21 protein-coding genes are annotated in these 21,986 nt (G+C 73.4%); 11 read left to right on the top strand and 10 right to left on the bottom strand.

What is annotated here, in order from left to right; translation table 11 throughout:
• Positions 1-19: 19 nt before the first annotated feature.
• From IE212_RS00470 to IE212_RS00450, 5 genes are all read left to right on the top strand, one after another.
• Positions 20-1,039 carry a hypothetical protein gene (locus tag IE212_RS00470; RefSeq protein ID WP_190195636.1) on the top strand — a complete coding sequence of 340 codons (1,020 nt, stop codon included), beginning with the start codon at positions 20-22 and terminating at the stop codon, positions 1,037-1,039.
• Positions 1,036-3,417, top strand: a complete 2,382-nt coding sequence (locus IE212_RS00465; RefSeq protein ID WP_190195635.1) for an MMPL family transporter — start codon at positions 1,036-1,038, stop codon at positions 3,415-3,417. The genes IE212_RS00470 and IE212_RS00465 overlap by 4 nt, the downstream gene beginning before the upstream one ends.
• Before the next feature lie 27 nt (positions 3,418-3,444).
• On the top strand, positions 3,445-3,936 hold the full coding sequence (locus tag IE212_RS00460) for an SRPBCC family protein (RefSeq protein WP_190195634.1): 492 nt from the start codon (positions 3,445-3,447) through the stop codon (positions 3,934-3,936).
• A gap of 107 nt (positions 3,937-4,043) precedes the next feature.
• Positions 4,044-4,640: a flavin reductase family protein gene (locus tag IE212_RS00455; protein ID WP_190195633.1), complete on the top strand. Its 597-nt coding sequence runs from the start codon at positions 4,044-4,046 to the stop codon at positions 4,638-4,640.
• Positions 4,637-5,968, top strand: a complete 1,332-nt coding sequence (locus tag IE212_RS00450; protein ID WP_229863958.1) for an NAD(P)/FAD-dependent oxidoreductase — start codon at positions 4,637-4,639, stop codon at positions 5,966-5,968. Before IE212_RS00455 ends, IE212_RS00450 begins: the two co-directional genes overlap by 4 nt.
• Positions 5,969-6,025: 57 nt before the next feature.
• Here the strand turns inward: IE212_RS00450 and IE212_RS00445 are convergent, their stop codons facing one another.
• The gene (locus IE212_RS00445) at positions 6,026-6,415 is read right to left on the bottom strand and encodes a phosphopantetheine adenylyltransferase (protein WP_190195632.1); all 390 of its coding nucleotides are present in this window, start codon (positions 6,413-6,415) and stop codon (positions 6,026-6,028) included.
• Between the two features lie 218 nt (positions 6,416-6,633).
• Here IE212_RS00445 and IE212_RS00440 point away from each other — a divergent pair, with 218 nt between their 5' ends.
• Both IE212_RS00440 and IE212_RS00435 read left to right on the top strand, forming a co-directional pair.
• Positions 6,634-7,383: a helix-turn-helix domain-containing protein gene (locus IE212_RS00440; protein WP_229863956.1), complete on the top strand. Its 750-nt coding sequence runs from the start codon at positions 6,634-6,636 to the stop codon at positions 7,381-7,383.
• A 324-nt stretch (positions 7,384-7,707) separates the two neighbouring features.
• Positions 7,708-8,439, top strand: coding sequence for an AfsR/SARP family transcriptional regulator (locus IE212_RS00435; protein WP_229864009.1), 732 nt, complete (start codon positions 7,708-7,710; stop codon positions 8,437-8,439).
• Positions 8,440-8,498: 59 nt separating this feature from the next.
• Here the strand turns inward: IE212_RS00435 and IE212_RS00430 are convergent, their stop codons facing one another.
• From IE212_RS00430 to IE212_RS00410, 5 genes are all read right to left on the bottom strand, one after another.
• Entirely contained in the window at positions 8,499-9,371 is an 873-nt protein-coding gene (locus tag IE212_RS00430; RefSeq protein ID WP_190195629.1) for an AfsR/SARP family transcriptional regulator, read from the bottom strand.
• A gap of 256 nt (positions 9,372-9,627) precedes the next feature.
• The gene (locus IE212_RS00425) at positions 9,628-10,038 is read right to left on the bottom strand and encodes a hypothetical protein (protein WP_190195628.1); all 411 of its coding nucleotides are present in this window, start codon (positions 10,036-10,038) and stop codon (positions 9,628-9,630) included.
• A complete protein-coding gene (locus IE212_RS00420; RefSeq protein WP_190195627.1) occupies positions 10,026-10,496 on the bottom strand; it encodes a sortase family protein in 471 nt (156 codons plus the stop codon). The genes IE212_RS00425 and IE212_RS00420 overlap by 13 nt, the downstream gene beginning before the upstream one ends.
• Positions 10,497-10,589: 93 nt before the next feature.
• Positions 10,590-11,279: a DUF4397 domain-containing protein gene (locus IE212_RS00415; RefSeq protein ID WP_190195626.1), complete on the bottom strand. Its 690-nt coding sequence runs from the start codon at positions 11,277-11,279 to the stop codon at positions 10,590-10,592.
• Positions 11,280-11,387: 108 nt separating this feature from the next.
• Entirely contained in the window at positions 11,388-11,993 is a 606-nt protein-coding gene (locus IE212_RS00410; RefSeq protein ID WP_190195625.1) for an RNA polymerase sigma factor, read from the bottom strand.
• Positions 11,994-12,151: 158 nt separating this feature from the next.
• Here IE212_RS00410 and IE212_RS00405 point away from each other — a divergent pair, with 158 nt between their 5' ends.
• From IE212_RS00405 to IE212_RS00390, 4 genes are all read left to right on the top strand, one after another.
• Positions 12,152-13,378, top strand: a complete 1,227-nt coding sequence (locus tag IE212_RS00405; RefSeq protein ID WP_229863954.1) for a MerR family transcriptional regulator — start codon at positions 12,152-12,154, stop codon at positions 13,376-13,378.
• A 218-nt stretch (positions 13,379-13,596) separates the two neighbouring features.
• Complete coding sequence (locus tag IE212_RS00400; protein WP_190195624.1) at positions 13,597-14,781, top strand: lycopene cyclase family protein; 1,185 nt, start codon at positions 13,597-13,599, stop codon at positions 14,779-14,781.
• The gene (locus IE212_RS00395) at positions 14,778-15,548 is read left to right on the top strand and encodes a class I SAM-dependent methyltransferase (RefSeq protein ID WP_190195623.1); all 771 of its coding nucleotides are present in this window, start codon (positions 14,778-14,780) and stop codon (positions 15,546-15,548) included. Before IE212_RS00400 ends, IE212_RS00395 begins: the two co-directional genes overlap by 4 nt.
• Complete coding sequence (locus tag IE212_RS00390) at positions 15,545-17,104, top strand: FAD-dependent oxidoreductase (RefSeq protein WP_190195622.1); 1,560 nt, start codon at positions 15,545-15,547, stop codon at positions 17,102-17,104. The genes IE212_RS00395 and IE212_RS00390 overlap by 4 nt, the downstream gene beginning before the upstream one ends.
• A 235-nt stretch (positions 17,105-17,339) precedes the next feature.
• On the opposite strand, the gene IE212_RS00385 is transcribed toward IE212_RS00390, so the two are convergent.
• Genes IE212_RS00385 through IE212_RS00370 form a run of 4 tightly spaced genes read right to left on the bottom strand, consistent with a single transcriptional unit; the run spans position 17,340 to position 21,969 of the window.
• The gene (locus tag IE212_RS00385; protein ID WP_229863953.1) at positions 17,340-18,344 is read right to left on the bottom strand and encodes a Rieske (2Fe-2S) protein; all 1,005 of its coding nucleotides are present in this window, start codon (positions 18,342-18,344) and stop codon (positions 17,340-17,342) included.
• Positions 18,337-19,320 (bottom strand): phytoene/squalene synthase family protein, encoded by a 984-nt coding sequence (locus tag IE212_RS00380; RefSeq protein WP_190195621.1) that lies wholly within the window; start codon positions 19,318-19,320, stop codon positions 18,337-18,339. The genes IE212_RS00385 and IE212_RS00380 overlap by 8 nt, the downstream gene beginning before the upstream one ends.
• Complete coding sequence (gene crtI / locus IE212_RS00375; protein WP_190195620.1) at positions 19,307-20,878, bottom strand: phytoene desaturase family protein; 1,572 nt, start codon at positions 20,876-20,878, stop codon at positions 19,307-19,309. Before crtI ends, IE212_RS00380 begins: the two co-directional genes overlap by 14 nt.
• A complete protein-coding gene (locus tag IE212_RS00370; protein ID WP_190195619.1) occupies positions 20,875-21,969 on the bottom strand; it encodes a polyprenyl synthetase family protein in 1,095 nt (364 codons plus the stop codon). Before IE212_RS00370 ends, crtI begins: the two co-directional genes overlap by 4 nt.
• Positions 21,970-21,986: the final 17 nt, after the last annotated feature.

The raw sequence follows: 21,986 nt of genomic DNA, 5'->3' as shown, positions 1-21,986 counted from the left end.
ACCGGAGGAGACGGATTCGATGCACACCGACTACACCACCGCCGACGCGCTGACCCTCAACCGGACGTACTACCGGCCGGGTCAGCGCGAAGGGCACTACGAAAGCTTCTACCAGCGCGGCAACCACCCCACGGAGCCGAAGGCGTTCTGGATCCGCTACACCATCTTCAGCCCGGCCGGCATGCCCGACGCGGCCATAGGCGAACTGTGGGCGATCTACTTCGACGGCGTCACCGGGGAGCACGTCGTCGCCAAGGAGGAGTATCCGATCGCCGAGTGCGCCTTCGACCGGGACACCTTCAGCGCCCGGGTGGGCGACCGGGTGCTCGAACCGGGCGCCCTGCGCGGTGAGGCGGTGGGCACCAATGGCCGGATCGCCTGGGACCTGACGTACAAGGGCGACGAGCCGCCGCTTCTGCTGCTGCCGCCCACGATGTACACGGGCGGCTTCCCCAAGGCGAAGAACCTGGTCGGCGTGCCGCTCGCGGTGTACGACGGCACTCTCACCGTGGACGGCCGGACCGTCGACATCGACGGCTGGACGGGCAGCCAGTGCCACAACTGGGGCAGCAGGCACACCGACTACTACGCCTTCGGCCAGGTCGCCGGCTTCGACGAGGAACCCGACAGCTTCCTGGAGATCGTCACCGGGCGCACCCGCATCGCCGGTCCGGTGACCACCCCCATGGTGACCTTCCTGGTCCTGCGTCACCAGGAACGCGAGTACTCCCTGGTGTCACTGCGCCAGGCGCTGACCGCCAAGGCCGACTTCGGCTACTTCTACTGGAACTTCGCCAGCAGCGACGACACCGTCGACATCCGGGGCCGGTTCACCGCCCGGCCGGAACACTTCGTCGGGCTGAACTACTACAACCCGCCGGGCGGCATCAAGCACTGCCTCAACACCAAGATCGCCGCCTGCGAGGTGCAGATCACCAACAAGATCACCGGTCGCACCGACCGGCTGCGCGCCGGCAACCGGGCCCTGATGGAGATCCTCACCGACGACCGCACCCACGGAATCGCGATCCGCGCATGACGGAACAGACGACCCGGACCGCGGCCCCGTCCTCCGGTGACGGTGGTCCGCACGGCGGGCCGGGCGACCGCGGGTACGTGGCCAGGCTGGCCGAGGGCACCGCCCGGCTGACCCGTCGCCGCCGCAGGCCGCTGGCCATGCTCTGGATCGTGCTGCTCCTGGTGGCGGGCTACGGGGCCACTCAACTCGCCGACGCGCTGAGCGGCGGCGGCTGGTACGTGACGGGCTCGGACTCGGCGACAGCCGCCCAGCGGGTCACCCGCGGATTCGAGGGGCGCGGCGCGACCTCTGTCACCCTCGTCGTCAAGGACACCCGGTACGACCGGGGCGACCCCGACTTCGACAAGAGGGTCCGGGGTGTCGTCGACCGCGTCACCCGCGACCCGGGGCTGAAGGTCACCAGCTCCTACGGCTACACCACGCTCACCGGCGACCAGGCCCGCGGCGCCTTCGCCGGCAAGGACGGTCACACGGCACTTGTCCGGCTCGGCTCCGGTCTCGACGACGGCACCGCCCGCCGCGTACTGCCCGGGATCCAGGAAGGACTGAGCGACACCTACGAACGCCAGGGACTGCGGGTCTCGCTGGTCAGCCAGGCGGCACTCTGGGGCGAGGTCAACCACCTCAGCGAACGAGGCCTGCTTCGTGCCGAGTTGATCACCCTGCCGCTGATCGCCCTGGTGCTCCTGCTGCTCTTCCGCAGCGTCGCCGCCGCCCTGGCCTCGCTGCTCGTCGGCATCACCTCGGTCGCCTTCACACTCGGACTGCTCGCGGTCCTCGCCCGCCACACCGAGCTCTCCGTATTCGTCCAGAACGCCGCCACCATGCTGGGACTCGGCGTCGGCGTCGACTACTCCCTCTTCGTCATCATGCGGTTCAAGGACGAACTCAGGGCCGAGGGGCCGCAGCCGTCCGCCGACGCGGTGGAGCGCGCCGTCGCCCGTACCCTGCGGACCTCCGGCGAGACGGTGGTGGCCTCCGGCGTCACCATCGTCGCCGCCATGTCGACCCTTTTCCTGGTCGACCTCAACGTCATCTGGTCCATGGCGCTCGGCGCCGTGGTCGTGGTGGCCTTCTCCATCCTCACCAGCGTGCTGCTGCTGCCTGTCCTGCTCCATCTGCTCGGTCCCCGGATCGAGTGGGGCGCGGTCGGCCGCCGCGCCGCCGCGGGGCAGCCCGGCCGGGAGAGCCGGTGGGTGACCGTCAGCCGGGCCGTGATGCGCCGCCCCGTCGCCTTCCTGCTGATCAGCCTCGTCGCGATGGGCGTCCTCGCGGTGCCGTCGCTGAGGCTGGAGACCTTCACTCCGGACGCCCGGGTGGTGCCCACGGGGGCCGCCGTGCGCGAGGGATACGACATCGCCAAGGAGCAGTTCGGCGAGGGCAGCGCCGCACCGATCCAGGTCGTCGTGGAGTCCGACGCCCCCCTGTGGCAGCGCCCTGCGGACGACTCCGCCCGGCTGCTCCGGCTCCACGACGAACTGGCCGGCCTGCCCGGCGCGGTGCGTGTCGACTCCGTCGTCGACCCGCTGCGCAAGGTGGACGCCGACCGCCCGTTCGCCGCCCTGACACCCCGGACGGCAGCCGCCCTGCCGGCCGATCTGCGTGGCGCCGTACGCCACTTCGTCTCGGCCGACGGACGCACCCTGGTGATCGAGGTGGTCGGCGACGACACCGCCTCCTCCCCATCCGTACGCGACCTGCTGGAGTCGGTGCGTACCGCATCCGCCCGGCTGGCGGCCGCGGACGGCTGGCGCGTGCACGCCGGTGGTGAGACCGCCGAGGGCGTCGACGCCAACGAGGTGATCTCGGACAGCATGCTGCCGGTCGTCGGCACCATGCTCGCCGTCATCTACCTGCTGCTGCTCCTCACCTTCCGGTCGGTGTTCCTGCCCCTGTCGGCGATCCTCATGAACCTGGTCTCGATGGCCGCCACCTACGGCGTGCTGGTCGTGGTCTTCCAGGACGGCTGGGGCAGCGGCCTGCTCGGCTTCGACAGCAGCGGCAACCTCACCAACTTCGTCCCGGTGCTGCTGGTGACCCTGCTGTTCAGCCTGAGCACCGACTACGAGGTGTTCCTGCTCAGCCGGATCCGGGAGGACTACGTCGCCACCGGGGACGAGACCGGCAGCGTGGCCCGCGGTATGGCCGCCACCGCGCCGCTGATCTCGGGCGCCGCCGTGCTGATGGTGGCGGTCTTCACGGCGTTCGCGTTCGCGGGCATCGTGCCCATTCAGCAGATCGGTATCGGCATGGCGGTGGCGATCGCCCTTGACGCGACAGTGATCCGGTTGCTCGTGGTGCCGGCCTCCATGCGGCTGATGAACCGCTGGAACTGGTGGATGCCGGGACGGAAGACCCCGGCCCCGGCCCGCCGGTGAATGTCCGTGACTTCGGAAGGTGACACGGTGAGCGACCTGATGACCGCACCGATAGTGGCCGAGAGAGTGACGGTCAGAACGTCACCCCAGACGGCCTGGGCCGCTGTCAGCGACGTGCGGCGCATGGGCGAGTGGAGCCCGGAGTGCAAAGGCGCGTGGCTCCTCGGACGTGGCGGCCGACTGCGGCAGGGGACCCGCTTCCTCGGCCGCAACCGCGCGTCCTGGCTGCCCTGGGTGACCCTGTGCCGGGTGGTGGAATCCGTTCCCGGCGAGGTGTTCACCTTCGACGTCAGCTTCTTCGGTGTCCCGCTCTCCCGCTGGAGCTACCGCTTCGCGGCGGTGCCGGAGGGCTGCGAGGTGACGGAGGAGTGGTACGACCGGCGACGAGGCATGCACGGCCATCTGATCACGTGCGTCGCCCCGCTGCTCACGGGAGTGGTACGGCGGTCCGCACGCAACCGGACCACCGCCCGCGCCACCCTCGTCGCCCTGCGCGACGCGCTCGAGGCGGGCCGGTGAGCCCGTCGGCCGGGGCCGCCCCGGCCGGGGCCGGACCGTCCTGACCGGTCCGGCCCATGCCCCGGAACCGGCAGCTTCTCCAACGCACTTCAGAAAGGAGCCCGGTGATGCGCCAGGTCACCACCGGAGCACCCCTCGGCGACCGGGACGACTCGGACCCGTTCACCACACCGCAAGCCGGGGAGGAGGCCTGCCTGGACTTCTACGCCAGGCTGGCGTCCGGCGTGACGGTGGTGACCGTGCAGGGCCCGGACGGCCCGGCGGGCAGCACTGTCTCGGCGGTCACCTCGCTCTCCGCCGATCCGCCCCTCCTGCTCGTCTGCATGGGCACCGGCTCGCGGACCCTCTCCGTGATCGAGACGAGGGGCCGCTTCGCCGTCAATCTGCTGCCGCAGTCGCAGCGGGCGCGCGCGAAGCTCTTCGCCGACCCCCGGGTCGGCTCCGCTGAGCGGTTCGCGGGCGTGGACCATCGCCGGGTGCTCGCCGTCCCCGTACTGGAGGACACCCTCGGCTGGTCGGTCTGCCTGACGGAGGACATACGCCGCTACGGCGACCACTGCCTGGTGGTCGGCCGGATCGCGGCGGTGCGCACGGCGGCCGGCCGTCCCCTGCTCTGGCACGGCAGGTCCTTCCACACGCTCGCCGACGAAGGCGTCCCGCTCTCCGTCGCCCCCGACCACCGACCGCCCCTGGAGGAAGCGTGACCAGACCCCCGGCCGGCCGCCCCTGCTGGCGGGGCCCCGACCCGGCCATGACGGCGCCCTCCGGCGACGAACCGGCACCGCCGCCGGCGCGCGGGCTGCTGGAGGCGGACGTGACGGTGGTGGGCGCCGGTCTCGCCGGGCTCTCCACCGCCTACCACCTTGCCGAGCGCGACCCGTCCCTGGACATCCTGGTGGTCGACGCCGAGGGCCCCGCCGCCGGCGCGAGCGGACGCGGTACCGGGTTGCTCGGCCCCCGTGTCGGCCCGCCCGTCGACCAGGCCGTGCGGCGCTTCGGCCCGGACACCGCCCGCCGCATGTACACGGCCAGCGTCGAGGCCGTGGAGCAGGTCATCGAACTGTGTGCCCGGCTGGGCGTGGCGACGTCCTGCCGAACCGGCGAACAGGTGGTGGCCACCCGCACCGCCGACGGACTGGCCACACTCGCCCGGCAGGCGGCGGCGTACCGGGAGCTCGGTCTGGACGTACCGGCCCTCTCCGCGGCGGACATTCGCGACCGGGTGGACGTGCCCTTCCACGCCGGCCTGCTGTACCGCGCGGCCACCCTCGACCCGGCGGCCCTCACCGGCGCCCTGGCTCGTGCCTGCGCCGCCAAGGGCGTCCGTTTCCTCGGCAACAGTCCGCTGCTGGCGCTCAGACCCGGAGAGTCCGCCGCCGAGACCCGTCTCGTCTTTCCCGGGGGGATGGTACGCACCCGCAAGGCGGTGCTGGCCGTCAACGCGGCGGCGGGCGCCCTCGGCCTGCCGGTCGGCACGGTGCTGCCGCTGCTGGTGCACGCCATCGCGACCGCGCCGCTGCCCGCCGACGCCCAGGAGGCGCTGGGCGGCCGGACCGGCTGTGCGCTGATCGACGCCCATCCCTTGGCGCCGTACTTCCGGCTCACCCACGACGGGCGGCTGGTGCTGGGCGGAGGCAGGCCTTTGCTCGCGCCGGTGGCCGACGACTCGGGCTCGGCGGCGGTGTGGCGGGGGCTGGAGGAGCGGCTGCGCGGACTGCACCCGGCCCTCGCCGAGGTCGAGGTGACCCACCGCTGGGCCGGACAGATCGGGATGACCACCGATGGTCTGCCGGTCGTCGGACCACTCGCCGACCGTCCGGACGTCTGGTACCTGGGGGGCTGCTGCGGTCATGGCCTCGCCATGTCCGTGGCGCACGGTGCCCATGTGGCCAAGGCGCTGACCGGCGACGTCCCCGACCGGCTGCCCTGGCATCGGTCCCGGGCCCCCCGGCTGCCGTTGCCCCGTCCCGCCCGGCCGCTGCTGGGCGCCGCGCTGGGCCTGATGGAACGGGGCGCCCGACGCGCGGCATGACCCGGAGAGGCCGGGAGGGCCGGGCGGTTCCCCGGCCCTCCCGGCCTCTCCGGACGTTCAGGCGCTCTTGCGCCAGACCAGCGTGGCCGCGACGGCGAGCAGCGCGAGCGCCGCGATGTCGATGCGGGCCACCCGCATGGTGGCGCTGTTGAGCGCCGGGGTGGCGTAGGCGAAGAGCAGGAACGTGCCCATGCTGACCGCCCCCGCGACCATGGCGGCCACGCGCAGCGAGGGGATGAACGCCGCGCACAGCAGACCGATCCCGACCAGCCCCAGCAGCACCGCCCGGTGGCGCAGCAGCACGGTCAGGTCGGCGGAGTGGGCGCCGTCGATCGAGACCCCGTAGGCCGTGGAGATCCGGGACGGTGCCACCGCGACGACGCCGGGCAGCACGTTCACCGCGCCGACGATGAAGAGCAGGCCGGTGATGAGTCGATCGATCCACATGAATACGTCTGGTCCGTTCGCAGGGAGAGAAGGCAACCGGTGCAGGCCGGGGGGCGGCTGGTACGGAGCTGCTCCGTGACGTGCGGGAACGGAGCCCGGCGGAATCAGCGGAACAGGGCTAGCATGCCCGCATGCGACCGGCGCAGCTTTCAGAAACATGCTCTGATCAGGCTGTGTTGTGGCTGTGGCCGGGGCAAGCTCTGTACATCGGGCCCTCGTTGACGCTGGATTTCCACTCCAGCGCGGTGAGCTGTCTGGCGGTCGGCGTCGACGCGGAGTTCACACTCGAACTGGACCACGGCTCCCGGCGCGGGATCCGTACGGCCCTGGTGCCCGCACGGGTACGGCACCGGGTCGTCGCCGACGGGACACGGATGGTCTTCTACTACCTCGACCCGGCGTCGACGCGGGAGAGGGCCTGCCGCCGGATGATGACCGGCGACGCCGGGCTGGCCAGGGATCACGAGCACGAAGCCGAACTGGTGCGGCTGGCCGCGTCGTTGAGTGACGGCGTGCCGCTGTCCCAGGTCCGCTACTGGCTGGACCTGGCCGGCCCCGACGGCACCGACGGAAGCCGGGACCCGCGGGTGAGGCGGGCGGCCGCCCGGCTGGACGGGCCCCGGGGGCAGCGGTTGGCGGCCAAGGAACTGGCGGCGGAGGCCGGTCTCTCGGTCTCCGCCTTCCTCCGGCTGTTCCGCGCCGAAACGGGCACCACCTTCCGCCGGTACCGGCTGTGGGCCCGGATGCTGCGGGTGGCCGCTCTGCTGGAGACCTGGCCGGACCTGAGCACCGCGGCCGTGGAAGCGGGGTTCGCCAGCCCGTCCCACTTCAGCAGCGCCTTCCACGCGATGTTCGGCCTGCGGCCCAGCACCCTGTTCTCCCAGCCCGTGCTGATCAGCACCGTCGGCCGGTCGGTGACCGAGCCTCTTGCCACCCCGGTCCGGGGTACGGCCGACGCCCGTTCCTGATCGCGCTGACCTGTGCGGTAGGGACGTCCGGGAGCCGCGTCGCGCCGGAAGGATCACCGTTACCCCCCGAAGTTATTACCAAGAAGTAGGCAATCCGGTAGGGCGGGGCAACAAGCCGACGACAAGAAACGTGGTCCATGATGCCGAAGGGAGGTCCACGGGGGACTTCTGGGGGGCAGGTCGATGGGCTGATAGCTCGCGCACGTTGAACGAGAAACAAGAATCAGACCGCTGCCGGATGTCGCCGTTTCATCCGCAGGTTTGACCGGTAGTTTTCTTGGAAGTGGATGTTCGATGCAAATTAGAATTCTCGGACCTTTGGACGTGTCTGACGGCGATGTGCACATCAGAATTCCGGGAGAGAAGCTGAGGGCGATCATTGCCGTCCTCGCTCTCTCTGCCGGGCGCACGGTGTCCCGGAACGACCTGATCGACGAATTGTGGGGCGAAAAGCCGCCCCGCAGTGCGGAGAACTCGCTGCACGGTCACATCGCACGCCTTCGCCGGGTACTCGCCGTGTACAGCGGAAAGCCCGGTCTGCGGGAGATCATAGAGACCTCCCCCTCCGGGTACGCGCTGATCAGCTCTGAGGTCGAGGTCGACGCCGCCCGCTTCGAAGGACTGGTCCAGCAGGCCGAGTCACTGGGGGACGAAGAACTGGAGAAGTCCGCCGAACTTCTCACGACGGCGACCGAGTTATGGCGCGGTCCGGCGCTCGTGGACACGGGACAGGGGGCCATTTGCCGTATGGCCTACAGTCGGCTCCAGCAGACCCGGATCACCGCTTCCGAGAGGCTGTTCGACATTCGGCTGAAGCTGAATCAGCACCACTCGCTCATTCGCGATCTGGAGCAGATGCATGCCATGTACCCGTTCCATGAGCGCTTCTGCGCCCAGCTGATCACCGCCCTTTACCGCTCGGGTCGCCAGGCGGATGCTCTGGACGCGTACAGCCAGATGGTCGAGCGCCTCTCGCACAGCCTGGGGCTCGATCCGGGACGTGACCTGCAGAGCAAGTTCTACGGGATCCTTCGTCAGGATCCGGCGCTTCTTTGATTCCCGGGGGTCCGTCCGGAAGATCTTCCGGACGGACCCCTGTCCGACTGCTTCACGGGTCAGCCCCGATTCAGCTGCCAGGCATGCCCCGGGGGCGGTGCGGGGAAACCGGTGGCGGTGAGCTGGTCGTCGTCCTGCCGCAGGATCGCGGTCTGCAGCCGCTGCAGCCGGGGGCCGGGGTCCATGCCGAGTTCCTCCGAGAGCAGCCGGCGAAGCGTGGCGTACCGCTGCAGGGCCTCGGCGGGCCGGCCCGACATGTACAGCGCCCGCATCAGCAGCTCCCAGCTGACCTCCCGCAGGGGGGTACGCGAGGTCAGCTCCTCGGCCGCCAGCACGGCTTCCTCCAGATTCCCCTCGTGCATCAGGATCGTCACCCGCAACTCCCGGGCCAGCAGGCAGGCTTCCTCGAGTCTGGCGATCTCCTGGGCGGCGAAGGGGTGGTCCACGGCGTCGGCGAGTGCCGCTCCCCGCCACAGCGCCAGCGCCGTGTCGATCTCCAGCCGGGCCGCTGTGACGCGTCCTTCCCTCAACAGGCGCCGGGCACGTCCCAGCTTGCGTTCAAAACGGAACGTGTCCTGTGCTTCCGGGGGGATCCGCAGGGCGTACCCCATGGACTCCCGCACCAGGACGCTCGCCGCGCCGCGCCCCGCCCGGTCGGGTTCCAGTGCGTCACGCAGCCTGCTGATGTGCGCGTGGATGGAGGAGATGGCGCTCCGCGGCGGACGGCTGAACCACAGGTCGTCGCAGAGCGACTCAAGCGGCACGGCATGCCCTCGTTCCAGCAGCAGCCGGATCAGCAGCACGCGCCGCTTCGGTGGTCCGACATCGAGCACCCCGTTCCCGGAGCGTGCGATCAGCGGGCCCAGCAAGCCGAACTCCAGTCGATGCCGTGAGGCTGCCCGACTGCTCCGTACGGATAATGAGACGTCCATGTCCGTCATTTTACTTTCGCATTCAATCATCTCGCTGCGTTGGCCTCTCGTGTCGTTTCATCGATCCTGCCGCCATGTCGGGAGATGTCGGTAGCGTCGTCACGGTTCGTGCGGGAGGGGGGCGAGAGTGCTGGGTGCGGACTGATCGTCTCCGCTTCGGAGTGCATGCATGAAACGACTGGTTACCTCCGTAACCAGTCGCTCGAGGTAGTTACTGCTGATATATGACGCATGCCACAAGTGCTGGGTTCCCGGCTCAGACGCCGCGTGCTGATCCGCGAGTCGGTGATACCCCGCTCCCGTGGAGCTTCCGGTGGTCGCGTCGGCACCAGTGGGCGGCTGCCGCGGCGATGATCGCCGCGAGCGCCAGTGCGGCGAGGATCTTCCGCTTCCCGGGGCCGAGGGTGCCGGCGGGCGGCCGGAGGGCGGCGGTCTCACGTGACGACAAGTCCCGTGCGATCCGCCGCCAGACGCGTTCCGGGGGGTCGGTCGGCAGGTCCACCACATTCGCGGAGCGGGCGGCGGTCACCACGCGGGTCATCATCCGCAACTCGTGGCGGCAGTGGTCGCACTGCTCGATGTGCCGCATGGCGTCGGCGAGTTGCCCGTCCGGCGCGGCGTTTCCGAGCGCCAGCTCCACCAGGTGCGCGGGCTCTACATGGGCCACTGCGCCCTCCTGTTCCCCGGATCACGGGACTCGGCCGGCTCCGCCGTGACCACGGGGCCGGACGACGGCGGCAGTTCCACCTCCGGCGTGGTGACCAGCGCGACCACGGGGCGGCGCACCGGCTTCGCACCGGCGGGCCGCACCAGGTCACCGGTGCCGGCGCGGGGGCCTGTGTCGACCTGGCCGAGCGGCACGGCCGCTCCCCGGCTGCTCCACGGCGCCGGGCCGTGGCGGCACCAGCCGGCCGGGGACGGGGCGTCCGGGGCGTTCACGTCCGCTCGGTCCGTCACACCCGCCCGTTCGATGCCGGCGTCGAGGTCCGCGTCGCGCCGCCGTCGCTTCGGGGCCGCGCCGTCCCGTCGGTCGGCGTGATCCGCCACCAAGTCGCGCGGAGGTGTGGCGCGGCCCGACGGCGTGACCGGAAAGCCGAGGGCGGCTGCCGGGCCGGCAGCCGCCACTTCCCCTCCGGCCGGCCCTCGCATACCGTCAGCCACCCCGGCCGGCGGCGCGGCGGCCCACCGGGGCGCCCGTCATCGTGATGACGCCCCCGATCACGACGCCGACTTCAGGCCGCTGAACGTCTGGGTGGCCAGGGCGAGGTTCTTGTCCTCGGCGCTGCCCCAGGCGTAGACGACGTTGCCGGTGCCTTCCTTCAGGTTGAGGTCGGCCGGGCCTATGGCCACGGTGTCCGTACCGGCGAGGACCACGTCGGTGTTGACGGTGCCCGCGTCGACCTCGGTGGTGGCCTCCTTCGGGTTGGTCAGGTCGTTGAAGAGGGGCTGCCCGCCGGCCCGGACGTCGACGGCGGGCGCGGCCGCGACATGGCGCACCGTCAGGCGCGACTTTCCGGCGTCCACTCGGGAGACGTCATTGGTGAAGGCCGTCAGTCGCGGATCCCCGCCGGCGGAGAGATGGGCGGCGACCGTGGCGTTCCCGCCCTCGGGTACCTCCACCTTCTTCTCCAGGGCAGGAGTGCCGTCAGGGCTCTGGCCCGCCTTGAAGATCTGTATGTCGTAGGTGCCGGCGGCGAGGGACTGGGGATCCGTCACGGTGCCGGGCTTGAAGTCGCTGATCAGTTGGTCGCCGTTGGCGTACACGTCCACCGTCATCCCGGGGATGCCGTGGAAGACGGACACCATGGCCTTGCCGGAATCGCCGGCCAGGGCGGGTGCGGTCGTGCCGAGGGCCAGGGCGCAGGCACCGGCCGATGCGGCGAGGGCGAGGCGGATGTGAGAGGTCATGAGAGATCAATCCTTCGAACGGAGCCTTCGCACGGTGCGCAGACTCAGTCCTGTTTCAGGTGTGGGGGCCGCCCCGGATGCGCGCACGGCATGACCGTTTTGCCGCGCTTATCCGTCCGTGCTCTGGGCCGGGGTCTGTTCGATCGCCTGGCGCAGCCGGTGCAGACCGCGACGGGCGTGGCTCTTGACCGTGCCCAGGGGCATGCCGGTCCGCTCCGCGATCTGTGCCTGCGTCAGGTCCTCGTAGAAGGCCATGCAGAGCACCTCCCGCTGGTGGCGCGGCAGCCGTGCCAGGGCGTCGACGAGCAGCACCCGGTCGAGGACCCGTTCCGGTACCGCCTCGTCGTCCGGCGCGGGGCTCGCGTCGCGGGCGGCCGAGTCGGCCAGCGTCAGGCGCCGCGTCCTGGCCGCCAGCGCGTCGACGATCTTGCGCCGCGTGATGCCGACCAGCCAGGCGCCGAGCGGGCCCCGCTCCGGGCGGAAGCCGGCCCTCCCGTGCCAGGCGCCGAGGAAGACCTGCTGGGTCACGTCCTCCGCTTCGTGGGTGTCGCCGAGCAGGCGGGTGGCCATGGTGTGGACGAGTGAGCCCCAGCGCCGGTAGATCGCGGCGAACGCCTCCTCGTCCGCGGCGGCCAGGCCACGGGCCAGTTCCTCCTCGTACCGCGTCTCCTCCACGGGCGGGGCGGAGGCGGTGCGTCGCGTGTCGGTGATCATGGCCTGGTTCCTCCTGCCGGGCGCGCGGGGGCGGAAGGCCGTGTGCCTCAACCGCACCTGTCGCTCCGCGGAGCGGCGATCGTGCGCTCGAAGCCAGTGTTCGGCGCACAAACGACGCGGCTCAACATGCGTCGTTTGTGCGTCGTACAGTCGGAGGTATGGATGCACACGAACGGCACGACGACGACCGGGGAGGCGGGCAGGGACCGCCTGGCGGCGGGCTGACCACCGGTGAGGTGGCGCGGCGGCTGGGCGTGGCGCCCACCACGGTGCGCACCTGGGACCGCCGCTACGGCCTCGGGCCCGACGCGCACACCGGCGGCCGGCACCGGCGGTGGACCGCTGCGGACGTGGCACGGCTGGAGCGGATGTGCGCCCTGACGGCGACTGGGATACCTCCCGCCGAGGCGGCGCGTGCGGTGCTCGCTGAAGCGGCGCCCACGGGGCCCGGCGAGGCGTCGGCCGGGGTGGCCCCGGGGCTACGGGCCGCGAATCCGTCCCCGGATACGGCCTCGGGGCGGCGGGGTGCGGGTTTGTCGCCGGATACGGCCCTGGGGCGGCGGGGTGCGGGTTTGCGGCCGGATACGGCCTCGGGGCGGCGGGGCGGCCTTTCGTCTGCGGACGCGGTCGCAGGGCGGCGGGACTTCGGAGCGTCCACCGAGGCAGCCGCGGGGCCGCGGGCCGCCGGCGGGGCGGCACGCCCCTCCCGCCCCGTCCGCAGCCGGGCGGGCAGCGGGCTGCGGCTGGGAGACGTGCGTCAGGAGTGCAAGGGCATCGCCCGTGCCGCCTTGCGTCTCGACGCCGCCGCACTCGACGAACTGCTCGAGGCCGCGATCGACGAGCACGGGCTGGTCACGGCCTGGACCGAAGTGATCATGCCGACGCTCCAGGCGGTCGGCCGCAAGTGGGAGAGCTCGGGGGAGAAGTACGTCGAGGTCGAGCACTTCCTGTCCTGGCACGTCTCCGGCGCGCTGCGGCGCGGCGCCCCCGTCGCGGTCGCCGACCGCCCGGGCGCGCTGACGGTGCTCGCGTGCGTGCCCGGGGAGAACCACACGCTGCCGCTGGAGGTGCTGGCCGCCGCGCTGGCCGAACGCGGACTGCCGGTGCGCATGTTCGGCGCCGCGCTGCCCGTGGAGTCGCTCGTCACGGCCGTCCGCAGAACCGGACCGGCCGCGGTGGCGCTGTGGGCGCAGTCCCGTACCACCGCCAGCAGGCCCCTGGCCCAGCACGTGGCCGCGATGGAGTGGGGGGTGCGCGGTGCTCGCCGCGGACCGGTCGTGCTGACGATCGGGCCCGGCTGGGCCGGCCGGACCCTGCCCGGAGTGCCGCGCCCGGCGGGTCTGGCGGAGGCCGTGGCCCTCCTGGAGTCGGTCGTCTCGCAGTAACCGCGTTCGCCGAAGTGGCGGCCCGCTGCATCCGAACACGGCCGGCGTCCGGAAGGGGCAGCGAAACGGAATCGGAGTGGTCCTCGGAGCGGTCGGCCCGGTGGTGGCGGGGAGCGGGGTGTGGTGATGATCGGCGCACGCGCCCGGATGCCCGGTGGCCGGGTACGCGGGGGCGGTACCCGGTGAGTCCGGGGCCGGGGCCCGGCGGAACGTCCGACGTGGTGGTCGTCGGGGGAGGTGCCGCCGGACTGAGCCTCGCCCACCGGCTGGTCCAGACCGGCGCCGCGACCGTGACCGTGGTGGAGCCGCCGGACGGGCCCGGGCGCCCGGCCGAGCGGACCTGGTGCTACTGGGACGAGGGCGGCGGCGACTTCGAGGAGGCGGTGCACGCCACCTGGCCGCTGCTGCGGGTGCACGGCCCGGACGGCAGCGCGCTCACCGTCGATCCGGCGCCGTCGCGCTACCGCATGGTGCGCTCCGCGGCCTTCGAACGGCTGGTGCACACGCGGCTCGCGCGTTCGCCGGGCGGCAGCCTGCTGCGCGCGACGGCGGACACCGTGCGCGACGTGCCCGGCGGCGCGGAGGTCCGCTGTACGGCACCCGGCGGCCGGACGCTGGTCCTGCGCGCCCGGCGGGTGTTCGACTCGCGGCCGCTGCCCGCCCTGCCGCCGTCCCGGACGCAGCTTCTGCAGCACTTCCACGGCTGGTTCGTGCGCACGGACACCGGCCGGTTCGACCCGGCGATCGCCGACCTGATGGACTTCCGGGTGCCGCAGCCACGGCACGGGCTCGCCTTCGGCTACGTCCTTCCGCTCGCCCCCGACCGGGCGCTCGTCGAGTACACCGAGTTCTCCCGGGCCCCGCTGACCACCGCGGCGTACGAGGCGGCACTCGGTCACTACGCGCGCCAGGTCCTGGGTCTGGACGCGTTCACCGTGGAGTCCGCGGAACAGGGCGTCATCCCGATGACCGACGCCCGCTTCCCCCGGCGCACCGGCAACGCCGTGTTCCGCATCGGCACGGCGGGCGGCGCCACCCGCCCCGCCACCGGCTACACCTTCGCCGCGGTGCAGCGGCACAGCCGGGCCGTCGCCGCCGCCCTGCGGGACGGCAACGCCACCGTGCCCCCACCCCACCGGCGGCGGGCGCTCTTCATGGACGCGGTGCTGCTGCGGGCCCTGGACACCGGCCGCATCGACGGCCCCGCGTTCTTCACGGATCTGTTCCGCCGCACGCCGGCCCACCGCCTGCTGCGCTTCCTGGACGGCGCCACCTCCCTACGGGAGGAGTGGGGCATCGGACTGCGCACCCCGGTGATCCCGATGCTCCGCACCGCGGTCGAAGTGCCCTTCCTGCCCCGCCGCACCCACCCCGCCCCACGAACCGGAGAGAGCCCCCGATGACCCTGCTGCGCGACCACGACCTGGCACGCGCCTTCGACCACGCGGCCCGCACCTACGACCGGCTCACCGCCCTCAGCCCCGGTTACCGCACCGACCTGCTCCGCTCCGCCCGCCGGCTGCGGCTGCCGGGGGACGGAGCCGGTCTGCACCTGCTCGACCTCGGCTGCGGCACCGGCGCCTCCACTCTGGCCCTGCTGCGGGCCGCGCCCCGGGCCCGGATCACCGCCGTGGACGCCTCCCCGGGCATGCTGCGGCGGGCACTGGCCAAGCCGTGGCCCGACGGCGTGCGGTTCCTGCACAGAAGCGCCGAGACCCTCGAAACAGCCGGTGAAGGCCCCTTCGACGCGGTCTTCGCCGCCTACCTGTTCCGCAACGTCTCCGACCCGGACGCCGTGCTGCGCACGGTACGGGCGCTCCTGCGGCCGGGCGGGCGCCTCGCCGTACACGAGTACAGCCTCGGCGGCTCACCTGCACACCGCGCGCTGTGGACCGCCGTCTGCCAGGGCGTGATCATCCCCGCGGGCACCCTCACCGGCGACCGGGCCCTCTACCAGCATCTGTGGCACAGCGTCCTCGCCTTCGACACGGCGCCCGCCTTCACCGGCCGGCTGACCCGGGCCGGGTTCACGGGGGCCCGTGCCCTGCCCCTCGCCGGGTGGCAGACCGGCATCACCCACACCTTCGTCGCCCGCAACGGCTCCACGACGGCGGCGGAGCACGCGGCGGAGGACACGGAGCACACGGAGTACACGGAGGACATCCGATGAGCACCCGCACCGTGCGGCGTGGCCGGGACCGCAGGGCCGAGGTCCTGACGCCCGCCCCCGGCCGGGACCGGTTCGCCCCCGGGGACGCGCCCTCGGTCGCCGTGGTGGGCGGCGGGATCGCCGGTCTCGCGGCGGCCACCGGACTGGCCGAACGCGGCGCCCGGGTGACCCTCTACGAACGCGAGGAGTCCCTGGGCGGGCGCCTCGCCGGCCACCGCACCCGGCTCGCGGACGGCTCCGTCGTGACCATGAGCCGCGGCTTCCACGCCTTCTTCCGCCAGTACTACAACCTGCGCGGCCTGCTGCGGCGGACCGACCCCGCCCTCTCGCGCCTCACCCCGCTGCCCGACTACCCCCTCAGGCACAGCGGTGGCCTGACCGACAGCTTCGCCCGCGTCCCGCGCACACCGCCGTTCAGCGCCCTCGGCTTTGTCGCCCTCAGCCCCACCTTCGGCTGGCGCGACCTCACCGCCCTGGACGCCCGGGCGGCGCTGCCGCTGCTGGACGTGCGCGTGCCGGAGGTGTACACACGCTTCGACCGGATCAGCGCGGCCGGCTTCCTGGAACGCGTCCGCTTCCCCGAGGCCGCGCACCACCTGGCCTTCGAGGTGTTCTCGCGCAGTTTCTTCGCCGACCCGCGCGAACTGTCCGCCGCCGAACTGATGCTGATGTTCCACATCTACTTCCTCGGCTCGGCGGAAGGGCTGCTGTTCGACGTGCCCGACGAGCCCTTCCCGCAGGCCCTGTGGGAGCCGCTCGGGACCTATCTCCAGCGCCTCGGCGCGGACGTCCGCACCGGCACGGCCGTACTCGGCGTGGACCCGGCCGGCACCGGGGGAGCCGAGGTGCGCACCGGCACCGGCACCGACCGGCACGACGCGGTGGTGCTCGCCCTCGACACCGCGGGACTGCGGCGGGTCGTCGCCGGCTCGCCCGGCCTGGGCACCGGCACCTGGCGCGACGACATCGCCGCCCTGCGCACCGCCCCGCCGTTCCTCGTCTCCCGGCTCTGGCTCGACCGGCCGGTCCGCGCCGACCGCCCCGGCTTCCTCGGCACCAGCGGGTACGGCGGCCTGGACAACGTGAGTGTCCTGGAACGCTACGAGGGCGAGGCCGCCCGCTGGGCCGCGAGGAACGCGGGGTCGGTGGTGGAACTGCACGCCTACGCCGTCCCCGACGGCACGGAACCGCAGAGCGCGCAGCACGAGGTACTCGAACAGTTGCGGCGGGTGTACCCGGAGACCCGCGCGGCGCGGGTCGTCGACGCCCGGCACGAGTGGCGCGCGGACTGCCCGCACTTCCCGGTGGGCACCCACCACCGTCGCCCCACCGTGACGACCCCTCACCCGTGGCTGACACTGGCCGGTGACGGGATCCGCTGCGACCTGCCCGTGGCCCTGATGGAACGGGCCGCCACCACCGGCTTCCTGGCGGCCAACGCCCTGCTCGCCGGGTGGGGCGTCCGCGGCCAGGTGCTGTGGACCGTCCCGCGGGCGGGCCGCTCCCCGGCCCTGCGGGCACTCGGCGCGCTCGCGGGCCGCTCGGCACACCGGTGACCGGCACCGCTTACGGCCGTGTCCCGCGCCGGCCGTGGCGCTTGCCGGGCCTTCCCGCAGGGAGCGTGACGGCGGGAGCGCCGGGGGGGGCGTCCCAGCCGGGGAAGCCGCCAGTGCTGCGAAGTGGTGGTGTGCGGCGTGGCGGTGGTCCGCGTCGTCGTGGGCGCCGCGCGGGCCGTGCCGCTTCCCGGGGCTTCCCGCTGGGGGCGTGACGGCTGAGACGCCGGGGGGCGTCTCAGCCGGGGAAGCGTCCGGTGCTGCGGAGCGTCCAGCGTCTCTCGGCGTAGGCGAGGTCGTCGCGCCACAGGCGCCCGGCGGTGCGGCGCATCAGGGGGCGCAGCAGGGGGGCGGCGGCCCGGGCCAGCGCGAAGCCGCGCCGGCCCGAGGTGGCGACGACCGCCTCGATGACGGCCGTCCGCGGCCGTGCCTCGGCCGCCGACGTCAGCGGCGTGGCATGCGTCTCCACCACGGACGCGGCCCCCTCGCCGCCGGTGATGCGCATGACGACGGTGCGCGGCCCGGGCGCGGTGAACTCGGCCCGGACCGGGACCACCAGACGGCCCGCAACCCGGAAGGAGACGTCGACGGCGAAGGCGTCGTCCTCGTCGCCCCGGGGCTCGCGGACGACCGTCAGATCGACGAAGGAGTACGGGTGGAACCAGGACCCGTGCCACGGGTCGAGCCGGTTGGCCACGACGTCCTGCGGCTCGCACCGCCCGACCGCCGTGAGCACGGCGTCCACCCCGGCGCCCGGCGCGGGACGCCCAGGAACGACGGGGCGTTCCGACGGCTCCTCGCCGCCCACCTCGTCCAGCCGCACCCACACCAGCACCCCGTCGTCGTGGACGGGGTACGGCTGCCAGCCGGCGGACGCGGAACCGTCCAGCGCCAGTCCGTGCCAGTGACACACCAGCGTGCCGCACACCACCCGGCTGTCCCGCAGCGGCGCACCCAGGTGCGGGCAGACGCCGGGCCCCGCACGCAGCTCGCCCGACCCGGACCGCCACAGCACCACCTCGGCACCGCCGACGGTCCTGCCGTAGGGCCTGCCGGGGCGCACCTCCCGGGAGGCGCCGACCACGAACCAGTTCCCGGAGGGCCGGGCGGACGCCCGCTTCAGCGCGTCGGCGATCAGCGCCGGCCGCGCCGCGCGCCAGGTCGGCGCCTGCTCCGCCCAGCCCGGTCCACGGCGCCGCCGCAGCGGCGCCGTCCAGCGTGCCCCGTCCGCCCGCTCACCCACCACCCGACCCCTTCCGCTCCAGCGCGCCGGGGACCGGCGTGGGCGCGGCGCGCCATCGCGCCCCGGCCGCCTTCAGGATTCCGCCCGCGGCGGTGGCCGCCCGCCGGCGGCGCGGCACCACCGCACGACGGTGCAGCACGGTGTAGTCGTGCCGCGCGATCGCGTCGAGGATGCCGCCGTACAGCGTGAACGCGGCGCCGATGCACGGGCGCACCCGCGGGTCGAGCATCGCGATGCCCGGTTTTGCCGCCCGGTACACGTCCCTGGTCAGGGCCTCGGCCGCGACGAACGCCGCCCGGATGCGCGGGTCGTGGCGCCCGGTGCGCCGGCTCCACTCCAGCAGCGGCCGGTCCACGCCGTGCGCGGCGAGCAGGTCCGCCGGCAGGTAGACGCGGCCGCGGTCCAGGTCCTCGCCCACGTCCCGCAGGAAGTTGGTGAGCTGGAACGCCACCCCCAGGTCAGCCGCGTACGGCGCGGCCTCCTCGCGCGGGACGACCGTGCCGAGCACGGGCAGCATCTGCAGTCCGATCACCGCCGCCGAGCCGTGCATGTAGGCCCGCAGGTCGGCGTAGGTCGGGTAGTCCGTGACGGTCAGATCGGCGCGCATCGAGGCGAGGAAGTCGGCGAACAGCGTCACCTCGATGCCGTACCGGTCGGCGGTGTCGGCCACCGCCCGGACCACCGGTTCGCTCCCGCCGCCGGTGCGCAGCGCGTGGGCGAGGCCGCCCTCCAGCCGCGTCAGCAGCAGACCGGGCTCGTCCGGGGTCCGGCGCCGGTTCAGGTCGTCGACGATGTCGTCGGCCCGGCGGGCGAAGCCGTACAGCGCGTGCACCGCCGAGCGGCGTTCCAGCGGCAGCAGGCGGGTGGCCAGGAAGTAGGTCCGGCCGTGGCGGGCGTTGAGCTGCCGGCACCGGGTGTAGGCGGCACGCAGGCCGGGGTCGGTGATCCCGGCGGCGTCCAGTTCACGACGGGTCATGGGCACCTGCTCCGGTCGGGGCGGTCGGGCGTTCCTGCACGGCCGGGCGCGGCCGGGACACCGGTGAGCGGCGCCGGGCGCCGCCGGTGACCCGGGCGGCGGCGAGCTTGCCGCTGATCAGCACGGTGGGTACGCCGACCCCGGGTGTGGTCCCGCAGCCGGCGAGCACGACGTTGTCCAGCCCGCGTACGAGGTTGCGCGGCCGGAAGGGCCCGGTCTGGGCGAAGGTGTGGGAGACGGAGAAGGGGCTGCCCGCCGCGTGTCCCTGTGCCGTCCAGTCGAGCGGGGTCACCAGGAGCTCCTCCTCGACACTGTCCGCGAAGCCGTCCAGGCCGCGCCGCTCCAGCTCGGCGACCAGGCTGTCGCGGTAGCGGGGGCCCAGGTCGCGCCAGGCGGCGGCGGACGGGCCGACGGCGGTGTTCGGGCAGGGCGCGAGGACGTAGTGGAGGTGGCGGCCCGGCGGTGCCAGGGACGCGTCGTGCGCCGTCGGGCGGGTGATCAGCAGGGACGGGTCGCTCATCAGCGCCCCCGAGCGGGTCAGTTCGTCGAAGGTGCGCTCCCATGCGGCGCCGAAGGACAGCGTGTGGTGCGCGAGGTGGGGCCAGGTGCGGTCGGTTCCGGCGTGCAGGACCACCGCGGACGGCGAGTGCCGCAGCGGTACCGGGCGCCGGGGTGCCCGGCCCAGCAGCCGGTGTGCGGTGGACAGTTCGCAGGTCAGCACGACCGCGTCGCACGGGATCCGCTCGCCCGAGGCGAGACGGACGGCCCGCACCCGGCCCGACGCGCGTTCCAGCGCGCTCACCTCGGCCGACCAGCGCAGCTCGGCACCGGCACCGGCCGCCGCGTCGGCCATCGCCCGGGGCAGCGCGTGCATGCCGCCCTTCGGGAACCAGACACCGGCCACGGTGTCCATGTAGGCGATCACCGCGTAGGCCGCGAGCGCCCGGGCCGGCGCGACACCGGCGTACAGGGCCTGGAAGGAGAAGACCCGGCGCAGCCGGTCGTCGGAGAGGAAGCGGCCGATCCGGCCGTCCAGCCGCCCGAAGCCGCCGAGCGCCGCCAGCCGGGCCAGGTCGGAGTGGACGAGCTGGAACGGCGAGTCGAAGTTGGTGTCGATGAAGCGGCGCATCTGCGCCCGGTACAGCCGCTCCAGCCACTCCCGCAGCCTGCGGTAGCCCGCCGCCTCCGCCGGCCCGGCGAAGCGCCGCACCTCCGCCTCCATGGCCTCGCCGTCGGTGTGCACGTCGAGCCGGGTCCCGTCCGCGAAACCTGCCCGGTAGGCGGGGTGCAGGGCCACCAGCTCGACATGCCGGTCGAGGCGGTCGCCGACGGCCGCGAACGCCTCGTCGGCCAGATGCGGCATCGTCAGCACGGTGGGCCCCGTGTCCACGCGGTAGCCGCCGAGCCGTACGCGCCCGGCCCGGCCGCCCGGCCCGGCGTCCCGTTCGACGAGCGTGACCCGGCGGCCGGCGCCCAGCAGATGGAGGGCGCAGGCCAGGCCGGACAGGCCGGCGCCCACCACGACGACGTGGTCCGTCGGTCCCGGCACCGTCCTCATACGAGCTCCTCGGCGGGCCGCGGGGCGACGCCCGAGGCCAGCTCGACCAGGGCGGCGAACTCCCGCCGCACCTCGGGTCCGGCGGCGGTCGACGCGAAGTGGCGCAGAGCGGCCGCCGCCAGCTCCCCGATCCGTGCCTCGACCTCCGCCCGGGCGCCCGTCCGCTCCAGCGCCGCCCGCATCCGCTCGACGGTGTGCCCGGCCCGCGCGTCCGCGCCCGGGGCGAGCACGGCGGCGGCCTCCTGATCGCCGGCGGCGTCGGCGAGCCGGACGGCGACGACGAGGAGCGGGGTGAGCTTGCGGGAGCGCAGATCGTCGTCGGCGGGTTTCCCGGTCCGGGCCGGGTCACCGAAGGCACCGAGCAGGTCGTCGCGCAGCTGGAAGGCGAGCCCCGCGCACCGGCCGGCGTCCCGCAGCGCCCCCAGGGTGCGGGTGTCCGCGCCGGCCAGTGAGGCACCCAGCGTCAGGGGCCGCTCGACCGTGTACAGGGCGCTCTTGAGGACGGCGATGGCCAGCGCCTCCTCGTCGCAGGACAAGCCGCTCGCCTGGGCGTGCAGGTCGCGGTACTGCCCGGCGACCATCTCGGTGCGCATGGCCCGCCACTCGGCGTGCAGCCGCGAGCCCCGCGGCGTACCGAGCGCCGTCTCCGTCAGCAGATCGTCCGCCCACGCCAGTGCCAGGTCGCCGGCGAGGACGGCGGCCGACGTCCCGAACGACTCGGCGGAGCCGTTCGTCCGGCCGGTCCGGTGGAGGCGGGCGAAGTCCTCGTGCATCGCCGGAGCCCCCCGGCGCAGGGCCGAGCCGTCCATCACGTCGTCGTGTATGAGGGCGCAGGCCTGCAGCAGTTCGAGGGCGGCCCCCAGGCGCAGGACCTCGGTGGCGTCGCCCGTGCCGCCCGCGGCCCGCCAGCCGCACCACACGAACGCCGTGCGCAGCCGCTTGCCGCCACGCCGGACGAACGCCGCGACGCGATCCGCCATGTCGCGGGCGAACAGCGCGTCGGTTTCCCGGGCCTGCCGCAGGCGCGCGTCGAGCACCCGCTCGAGGACGTGCTCGACGGCTCTCACGGCCTCGTGAGCGGTTCCAAGCATGCGCTGCCCCTTCTCGC

This window comes from Streptomyces djakartensis (genome assembly GCF_014651075.1).
Classification (GTDB): domain Bacteria; phylum Actinomycetota; class Actinomycetes; order Streptomycetales; family Streptomycetaceae; genus Streptomyces; species Streptomyces djakartensis.
The sequence above is the reverse complement of the archived record's forward strand: the minus strand, read 5'-3'. Positions and strand labels throughout refer to the sequence as shown.